Origin of the sequence: Candidatus Accumulibacter cognatus, from assembly GCF_000584975.1 — a bacterium.
In the GTDB taxonomy this organism is placed as follows: Bacteria; Pseudomonadota; Gammaproteobacteria; order Burkholderiales; family Rhodocyclaceae; genus Accumulibacter; species Accumulibacter cognatus.
Genome location: NZ_JDST02000055.1, coordinates 19,956 through 27,749, shown reverse-complemented (window position 1 = coordinate 27,749; position 7,794 = coordinate 19,956). Strand labels below are relative to the sequence as shown.

The window sequence follows — 7,794 nt, the reverse complement described above, 5'->3', positions numbered from 1 at the left end:
ACCGCGCACGGTATACTTCAATCTCGTCTCGCAGACCGATCTCTATACGTTACCGGGGGCACAGCATACCGATCTGGTGCAATCGATCCTGGCGGCGCGCGATATCCGAACTCTGGCGGTTCTGGCTGGCCAAATACGTGCCTTCGTTGCCCGCCTGGTGGCCGAACGGGTGAGTGCCGATGCGCTCTGTCATCGCATCTCTTCGCTCAACGATCTGTTGACCCTGCAGGTGATCGAACTCGTGGCTGGCCAGTTTGATTTGCCTTACGTACCCTGGTGCTGGCTGGTGTTCGGTTCCGAGGGGAGACTTGAGCAGACGCTGGCTACCGATCAGGACAATGGGCTGATCTTCGATGCGGAATCAGATGCCGAAGCGGCAAGGCTGCGCGCAGCCTTTCTACCCTTCGCGCGCGCAGTCAATGAGGCACTCGACGCCTGTGGATTTCCTTTGTGCAAGGGCAACATCATGGCTGGCAATCCGCAGTGGTGTTTGTCCATCGACGAGTGGCGAACGGCTTTCCTGACTTGGTTGAGTACGCCGCAACCAGAAGCGCTACTCAATTCGAGCATCTTTTTCGACCTGCGTGGCCTTTATGGACAGGAATCACTGGTCAATGACTTGCGCAAGTGGCTTCTGTCGCACGCTTCCACCTACCCCATTTTTCTGCGTGCAATGGTTGAAAACACCATGAACTGGGACTCGCCACTCAACTGGTGGAAAGGTTTTCGCTATGATCGGGACAAGGAGTTTCCGCACACCATCGATCTGAAGAAGCACGGATCGCGGCCTTTCGTTGATGCCGCGCGGATCTACGCGCTGGCCATGCAGATACCCGATACCAACACGGTCGAGCGCCTGCGCGTCAGCGGCGAACAGGGCGGCATGGCTGCCGATGAACTGGCTGTGCTGATTGACGCTTTTCATCATATTCAGCGTCTCAGACTTGAGCATCAGGTGAATGGCAGCAGCGTCGCCGCGGTCTCCAACCGCGTCAACCCCGATGAACTGCACGAACTCGATCGCCTGATCCTGAAGGAATCGCTCAAACAGGTCCAGCATTTGCAGAAGCGGCTGACTCGCCAGTATCTTTCGGGGTAGTCCGCGTTCAGGGCGTCATCGCTTCGCCGCCCCCGCAAGACCTACGGCAATGTTGCTGACCACATCCTGTTTTCTCGCCTATCCACTTGATATGTCTCGTCGTTCGTTCCTTCACGCCTTGCCTCTCGGCCTGCTCGCGACGATTTCTTCATAAACTCTCAGCACGCGCGCGGAAATGATCGGGCACGGCAGCCACCTTGCGCGCAGCGTAGTCGAAGAAGACGATTCCAGTCTTGCCACGTGCAACCTCGCGCTGACTGACCTTGTCCCGCATACACCACAACAGGTCACATCCCTTACTGCTGAAATCGCTGGTGGTCATGAAAACGACCATCACCTCGCCGTGGAAGGCCTCGGATTTGTACTGCAAGGCTGCGTCGGCGATCACGATGCCGAGACCTTCGACATCAAGTTCACTATAGCCCAGCGACTGGAAGAAGCGTGTTCGTGCCTCGGACACCACCGAGAGCAGCGCGGCGTTGTCGAGGTGGCCAGCGTAGTTCATGTGACTGAGATAGAGCGGGATTTCGGTCGCAAAGGCGAAGTTTACGGGCAGTTCGATCTGTATTCGGGGCATGGCTTGACCTGTAGCGGGTAGAGGCAACGGGGAGGGGATTACTGCATGCATCGAGAACGCCTGGCCGCAGCATGCATGGTGCAATTGCGTTGGCGGTTTGATCGGGTGCCAACGCCAAGAGCGGCTGGATGTATGTATCTCAGAGGTATCGCGCGGCATCGTCAAAATTGATTTTTGCCGGAGACGGCAGTTCGCTACGTGCGACGCGTCCCAGCACGAAAGCCCTGCGAACTTTCTGGGTGCCGGTCAGCTCGACGATGGCGAAATCGACTTCGGCAGCCACTTCGCCGCTCGTTTTCTCGGTCACGACATTCATCGTGGTCAGTCTCAACCGCCTCTTCTCGACGCTCAGATAGCGGCCGGGGTTTTCGAGCACCGCTTGCAGGCATTCGAACTCTGCTTCCAGTGCCGTTTCACCGCCACCGATGGCTTGCAACTGCCGTTCGTTTTCCAGGAGTTCCGCCTCCAGCCTGGCCTGCTCGCTACGTGCCGCAGGTGGTGAACCGAACATCGAACTGAGGCCCGGCCCCTGTTGCTGGAGCAGGCGCAGGCGTGCCCGGATCAGCGAACGGTTGCCTTCCAGTTCCTGTCTTTCGACGCGATTCTCGCCGATCTCGTCCAGGGCTTGCGCCAACAGGTACTCGAAAACCTGTACTCCAACGACACGCCGTAAGCGGGATTCAGTGCGGCCGCAGAGATGCGCTCGATGATCCGAGAAGCTGACGCTGGTTTGCACCACATCGCGCTGCACCATGTCGCCTTGCAGTGCCATTCCGAAGATCCGCTGTTCGTTGAACGCCATGCCGAGGATCAGGTAGGCCTCGTCGATCATGGGGAACTTGTCGAACAGGGTGCGCAGATTATCGGATCGCCCGAGCATCATTGGGATATCCGTTGGTGCGACAAAGAATGCCCGCAAGGCAGGGTCGGCCGACCAGGTCGACGACGACAGGGGATGCACATCGGGCAGGTCCTTCACCAGGGTGCGGATGAATTCAATTGTCGTCTCGACGGTCGGCGTCAGGCGGCGGTGGCAGGAAGGCAGCACGGCCAGACGCGGGTTAGTCAAGGTGATCGCCTTGTCGACCGCGGCTCGCAACATTTTCTCTGAGACGCCATCCGGATCGAATTGCGCCGGCCGATTCTTGAACCAGTCGAGAATACCCATGTTTAGCTCCCGCAATGCCGCAATGTTCTGGCTGCACCCTCCCCGCGCCAGCGGGATTCGCGTGCCTGCAGATTTGGACCCCGGCCTATGCGACGACGAAGCCAGGCTCTCTCTTTGGTTTGACCAAAGGCTGCTATGTCGGTTCGCCCAGAGGATGCCGGCGAAGCACCGTCTCGGCACGTTCCGGCCCGGTCGAGATGATGTCGATCGGAATCCCGCAGAGTTCTTCGATGCGCGCCAGATAGGCCCGCGCTGCTGCCGGCAGCGCCTCCATCGTGCTGGCTCCAACCGTGGACTCGGACCAGCCGGGCAGGGTCTCGAGCACGGGCTGACAGGCAGCAACCTCGTCGGCGCCCATCGGCAGCAGCTCAACGAGTTTACCGTCAAGCCGATAGGCAGCACAGATCTTCAGTTCCGACAGACCATCCAGAACGTCGAGCTTGGTGATGCATAGACCGGTGATGCCGTTGATCTGGATCGAGCGCTTGAGTGCTGCGGCATCGAGCCAGCCGCAACGCCGCTTGCGCCCGGTGACGGTACCGAATTCACGTCCTTTTTGCGACATCTGGTGCCCTGGCAGACCGGCTGTCTCGATATCGAGTTCACTCGGGAAGGGACCGCCCCCGACGCGCGTGCAATACGCCTTGGTGATTCCAAGCACGTAGTGCAGCATTCCCGGACCGATCCCCGAACCGGCGGCAGCCTGGCCGGCTACACAATTCGACGAGGTAACAAAGGGATAAGTGCCGTGATCGATGTCGAGCAGGGCGCCCTGCGCGCCTTCAAAGAGCAGATTGTGGCCCGCCTGGTTGATCGCATGCAGCGCTGCCGAGACGTCGGTGACCAGCGGCCTGATCTCCTCGGCATCGGCCATTGCCTGCGCGAAAACGGCATCGAAATCGACTGCTGCGGCCCCGAAATAGCGGGTCAGCACGAAGTTGTGGTAGTCGAGGTTGTCCTTCAGACGCTCGGCGAAGCGATCCGGATAGAACAGGTCATAGATCCGCAGCGCCCGCCGCGCCACCTTGTCTTCATACGCCGGGCCGATGCCCTTGCCGGTGGTGCCGATCCGCAAATCCGCACACTTCGCCGCCTCGCGTGCATGATCGAGGGCCGCGTGATAAGGCAGGATGATCGGACAGCCCGGACTGATCTTGAGCCGCGAACGGACGTCAATGCCGCCCTCCTCAAGGACCTTGATCTCGCTGATCAGATGGTGAATGTCGAGCACGACGCCATTGCCGATGAAGCAATCGACGCCCTCCCGAACGATTCCAGAGGGCACCAGGTTGAGCTTGTAGACCTTGTCGCCGACCACCAGCGTGTGCCCGGCGTTGTGCCCACCCTGGAAGCGAACGACCCCCTTGGCATGATCGGTCAGCCAGTCAACGATCTTGCCTTTGCCCTCGTCACCCCATTGTGTTCCCACGACCACCACATTCTTAGCCATTCCCGTGATCCGTTCCTGTGATTGCCTCAACAAGCCATTGCCCGTCACGTTCGACCAGTTGGCGGTCGCATCGTGGCCCTTCGCTGCATGTCTCGGCCGGCAGACGTTCGACGACGATTTCGCCCTGCGCACGCAGCGCGGCAATCGCTGCCGCCAGTGTTGTCTGGGCCGCAGCAACCGGCGCCAGAATCGCTCCGGATTGTGTAGCGCTTTCCGCCAGCCGCGCCAGTTCGCGCAAATCCATCGAAAAACCGGTTGCTGGCCGTGCGCGACCGAACGCTCTGCCGACGCCGTCATAACGCCCGCCGCGTGCGATGGCACTCGAGCAGTCGGGATAATAGGCGGCGAAGACCACCCCGTTGTGATAGTGGTAGCCGCGCAGGTCCGCGAGATCGAACGATAGCGGCAGATCGGGCAGCGACGCCTGCAACTGCCGCAAGGTTTCCAGCGCAGCAGTGATTGCCGGCAAGGGAGGCAGCGCTTCGGCGGCTGCAGCAAGAGTTTCGACGCCACCATAGAGGTCGGGCAGCGCCAGCAGCGCAGAACGCAGAGGTTCGTCGAGCTTGCCGCAAGGCTCGCGAAGACTCGGCACGTCCTTGGCCTGCAGCAACTGCAGCAGTGCTCCCTCGAGTTCGGCATCCAGGCCGGACGCTGCCGCCAGCGCACGAAACACGCCGACATGGCCAAGATCGATACGCGCTGCCGGGACGCCGGCAGCGGCGAGCGTGGCGGCCATCAGGCGAATGACTTCGCGGTCGGCGGCCACGCCGGCGTGGCCATACAGTTCGGCCCCGAGCTGGATCGGCTCGCGACTCGCGGTCAGCGACGCCGGCAGGGTATGCAGCACGCTGGCGCAGTAGCACAGCCGCGCCACCCCCTGGCGATTGAGCAGGTGGGCATCAATGCGGGCAACCTGTGGCGTGATGTCGGCACGTACGCCGAGCGTGCGTCCCGACAACTGGTCGACCAGCTTGAAGGTTCGCAGTCGCAGATCGTGTCCGGAGCCGGTGAGCAGGGAATCCAGGTATTCGAGTAGCGGTGGCATCACCAACTCGTAGCCATGCACGCGGAACAGATCCAGCAGTGTTCGGCGCAGCCGCTCGATCTGCGCGGCTTCTGCCGGCAGGGCATCGGCGATATGTTCGGGCAGCAGCCAGTTCATCGGAAAATCATCAGCAATACCAGCCCGACCAGCATCGATGTCAGGCCGATGAAGCGAATCTGTCCGTCGGAAAAGCGAATCAGACGCCGGAAGGTTTCACGCCAGGCGTTCGGCGCCACGAATGGCAACAGCCCTTCAAGCACCAGCATCAGGGCAAAGGCAAGCAGCAGATGGTCGATCATTTGCCGGCTTTGTCGCCACTTCGGCTGATGCTCTTCATATACTTGAAGAAATCGGAGTTGGGCTCGACGACGATCAGGTCATTCTTGCCCTTGAAGCTGTTGCGATAGGCTTCGAGGCTGCGATAGAAAGCGTAGAACTCCGGGCTGCCTTCAAAAGCCTGCGCATAGATCGCCGAAGCCTTGGCGTCGCCCTCACCCTTCATCTTCTGTGCATCGCGATAAGCCTCGGCAACGATCACTTCACGCTGCTTGTCGGCGTCGGCGCGAATCTTTTCAGCCTCGGCAGCACCCTGAGAACGCAATTCGTTGGCTACCCGCTTACGTTCTGCATCCATGCGGCGATACACCGATTCGCTGACGTCGCTGGGCAATTCGACACGCTTGACGCGCACGTCGACGATCTGCACGCCAATCTTGCGGGCGTCGAGGTCGGCCTTCTCGCGCATCTGGGCCATGATCTTGTCGCGCTCGCCTGAAACCACATCATGCACGGTGCGTTTGCCGAATTCCTCGCGCAGGCCGGCATTGACGGTCTGCGTCAGCCGCGTCTTGGCGCGTCCTTCATCGCCGGCAACCGAAATATAGTAGAGCTTGGGATCGACGATTCGCCACTTGGTGAAAGAGTCCACGAGAACGTTCTTCTTTTCCGAAGTGATGAAGCGCTCGGGTTCGGTGCTGTCCAGGGTGAGGATACGCTTGTCGAAATAGCGCACGTTCTGGATCAATGGCCATTTGAAATACAGTCCGGGTTCCTCGATGACGTTGCGGACTTCACCGAGCTGAAAGATGATTGCGTATTGACGCTGGTCAACCGTAAAAATGGTCGCTCCGAGCACCACCAGCACGGCCACGAAAACGGCCGCAACGATATTCATGCTTGCTTTCATCAGCGAGACTCCCGATCACGCTGCCGTAGCGTCTCACGCGAACGCGCTTCGTTTTTCTCGACCACCTGTGGCGGCACCTCGCTGGAAACGACCGGCGCCGGTCGTACTGCTGCCGGCAGCTCCTGGCTGCCCGTGGCAGGCGCCGCCGCAGTCGCCGCTCCGGCTGCCTGCAGCAGCTTGTCGAGCGGCAGGTAAAGCAGGTTTCCCTGTCCTTTGGCGTCGATCAGCACCTTGCTGGTGCTGGCATAGACCTGCTGCATGGTATCGAGATACATGCGACTGCGCGTCACTTCCGGCGCCTTGGCGTATTCCGTGTAGATCTGCCGGAAACGGCTGCCATCGCCCTCGGCCGTGGCAATGACGCGTTTCTTGTAACCCTCCGCTTCCTCGAGCAGGCGCGCGGATGTTCCGCGGGCTTTCGGGATCACGTCATTGGCATAGGCCTGGCCTTCGTTTTTCTGGCGTTCACGATCCTGCGAAGCCTTGACCGCATCATCGAATGCCGCCTGCACCTGCTCCGGGGGCTGCGCGTTCTGCATTGTGACTTTGGAAATCAGAATGCCGGTCTTGTAACGGTCGAGAATCTCCTGCATCAGCTTTGCGGCATTGACTGCGACCTGCTCGCGACCCTCGTAGAGGACGAAGTCCATCTTGTTCTTGCCGACGATTTCGCGAATCGCCGTCTCTGCGACCTGCATCACCGCGTCGTCCGGATGCCGGTTGTTGAAGACGTATTCGACGGGGTCGTTCAGGAACCATTGCACGGCGAACTGGATGTTGATGATGTTCTCGTCGTCCGTCAGCATCAGTGCTTCCTTGAGCACCTTGTTTTTCTCGCTGCCGCGATAACCGATCTCGATGGTGCGCACGCCGGAGATGTTGACCAGTTCATGCGCCTGGATCGGATAGGGCAGTCGCCAGCGCAAACCTGGGTCGGTACTCTCCTTGTAGCGGCCGAACTCGAGCACGACGCCTCTTTGCGAGGCGTCGACAATGTAGAAACCACTTGCCAGCCAGACCACCACGACCAGCGCCAGGAGCAGGCCAATGCCTCCGCCGAGGAACCTGTTGTTGAACTGGATCGGCGGACGTAGGTCGCCGCGATCACCGCCTTGATTGCCGCCAGCACGCCGCTTGTCGAAAATCCCCGACAGCTTGCGATTGAGGTCGCGCCATAACTGTTCGAGGTCGGGCGGACCCTGATTGGGCCGCTTGTCACCGCCGCCATCGTTGCCGCGATTGCCCCACTGCGGGTCATTGAGCGACATA

General features: G+C 60.3%; 8 protein-coding genes. 1 reads left to right on the top strand and 7 read right to left on the bottom strand.

Going from position 1 to position 7,794, the window contains the following annotated elements; all coding sequences use genetic code 11:
• Window positions 1-1,099 (top strand): DUF294 nucleotidyltransferase-like domain-containing protein (locus tag AW06_RS10830; RefSeq protein ID WP_034949686.1); only part of this gene is annotated, 1,099 nt, incomplete at its 5' end.
• 148 nt (window positions 1,100-1,247) lie between these two features.
• On the opposite strand, the gene AW06_RS10825 is transcribed toward AW06_RS10830, so the two are convergent.
• The 7 genes from AW06_RS10825 to hflK form a co-directional block, all read right to left on the bottom strand.
• Window positions 1,248-1,676 carry a thioesterase family protein gene (locus tag AW06_RS10825; RefSeq protein WP_034949684.1) on the bottom strand — a complete coding sequence of 143 codons (429 nt, stop codon included), beginning with the start codon at window positions 1,674-1,676 and terminating at the stop codon, window positions 1,248-1,250.
• Between the two features lie 139 nt (window positions 1,677-1,815).
• Window positions 1,816-2,844 (bottom strand): hypothetical protein, encoded by a 1,029-nt coding sequence (locus tag AW06_RS10820; RefSeq protein WP_034949681.1) that lies wholly within the window; start codon window positions 2,842-2,844, stop codon window positions 1,816-1,818.
• 133 nt (window positions 2,845-2,977) lie between these two features.
• Window positions 2,978-4,294 (bottom strand): adenylosuccinate synthase, encoded by a 1,317-nt coding sequence (locus AW06_RS10815; RefSeq protein ID WP_034949679.1) that lies wholly within the window; start codon window positions 4,292-4,294, stop codon window positions 2,978-2,980.
• Window positions 4,287-5,456, bottom strand: coding sequence for an ATP phosphoribosyltransferase regulatory subunit (locus AW06_RS10810; RefSeq protein WP_034949674.1), 1,170 nt, complete (start codon window positions 5,454-5,456; stop codon window positions 4,287-4,289). The genes AW06_RS10815 and AW06_RS10810 overlap by 8 nt, the downstream gene beginning before the upstream one ends.
• Entirely contained in the window at window positions 5,453-5,638 is a 186-nt protein-coding gene (locus tag AW06_RS10805) for a DUF2065 domain-containing protein (protein WP_034926320.1), read from the bottom strand. Before AW06_RS10805 ends, AW06_RS10810 begins: the two co-directional genes overlap by 4 nt.
• Window positions 5,635-6,525, bottom strand: coding sequence for a protease modulator HflC (hflC, locus tag AW06_RS10800; RefSeq protein WP_034949671.1), 891 nt, complete (start codon window positions 6,523-6,525; stop codon window positions 5,635-5,637). Before hflC ends, AW06_RS10805 begins: the two co-directional genes overlap by 4 nt.
• On the bottom strand, window positions 6,525-7,793 hold the full coding sequence (gene hflK / locus AW06_RS10795) for an FtsH protease activity modulator HflK (protein ID WP_034949669.1): 1,269 nt from the start codon (window positions 7,791-7,793) through the stop codon (window positions 6,525-6,527). Before hflK ends, hflC begins: the two co-directional genes overlap by 1 nt.
• Window position 7,794: the final 1 nt, after the last annotated feature.

Coding starts and splice junctions, on each gene's coding strand:
- AW06_RS10815 (WP_034949679.1), bottom strand. CDS start 4,294: ATGGCTAAGAATGTGGTGGTCGTGGGAACACAATGGGGTGACGAGGGC.
- hflK (WP_034949669.1), bottom strand. CDS start 7,793: ATGTCGCTCAATGACCCGCAGTGGGGCAATCGCGGCAACGATGGCGGC.
- AW06_RS10820 (WP_034949681.1), bottom strand. CDS start 2,844: ATGGGTATTCTCGACTGGTTCAAGAATCGGCCGGCGCAATTCGATCCG.
- hflC (WP_034949671.1), bottom strand. CDS start 6,525: ATGAAAGCAAGCATGAATATCGTTGCGGCCGTTTTCGTGGCCGTGCTG.
- AW06_RS10825 (WP_034949684.1), bottom strand. CDS start 1,676: ATGCCCCGAATACAGATCGAACTGCCCGTAAACTTCGCCTTTGCGACC.
- AW06_RS10810 (WP_034949674.1), bottom strand. CDS start 5,456: ATGAACTGGCTGCTGCCCGAACATATCGCCGATGCCCTGCCGGCAGAA.
- AW06_RS10805 (WP_034926320.1), bottom strand. CDS start 5,638: ATGATCGACCATCTGCTGCTTGCCTTTGCCCTGATGCTGGTGCTTGAA.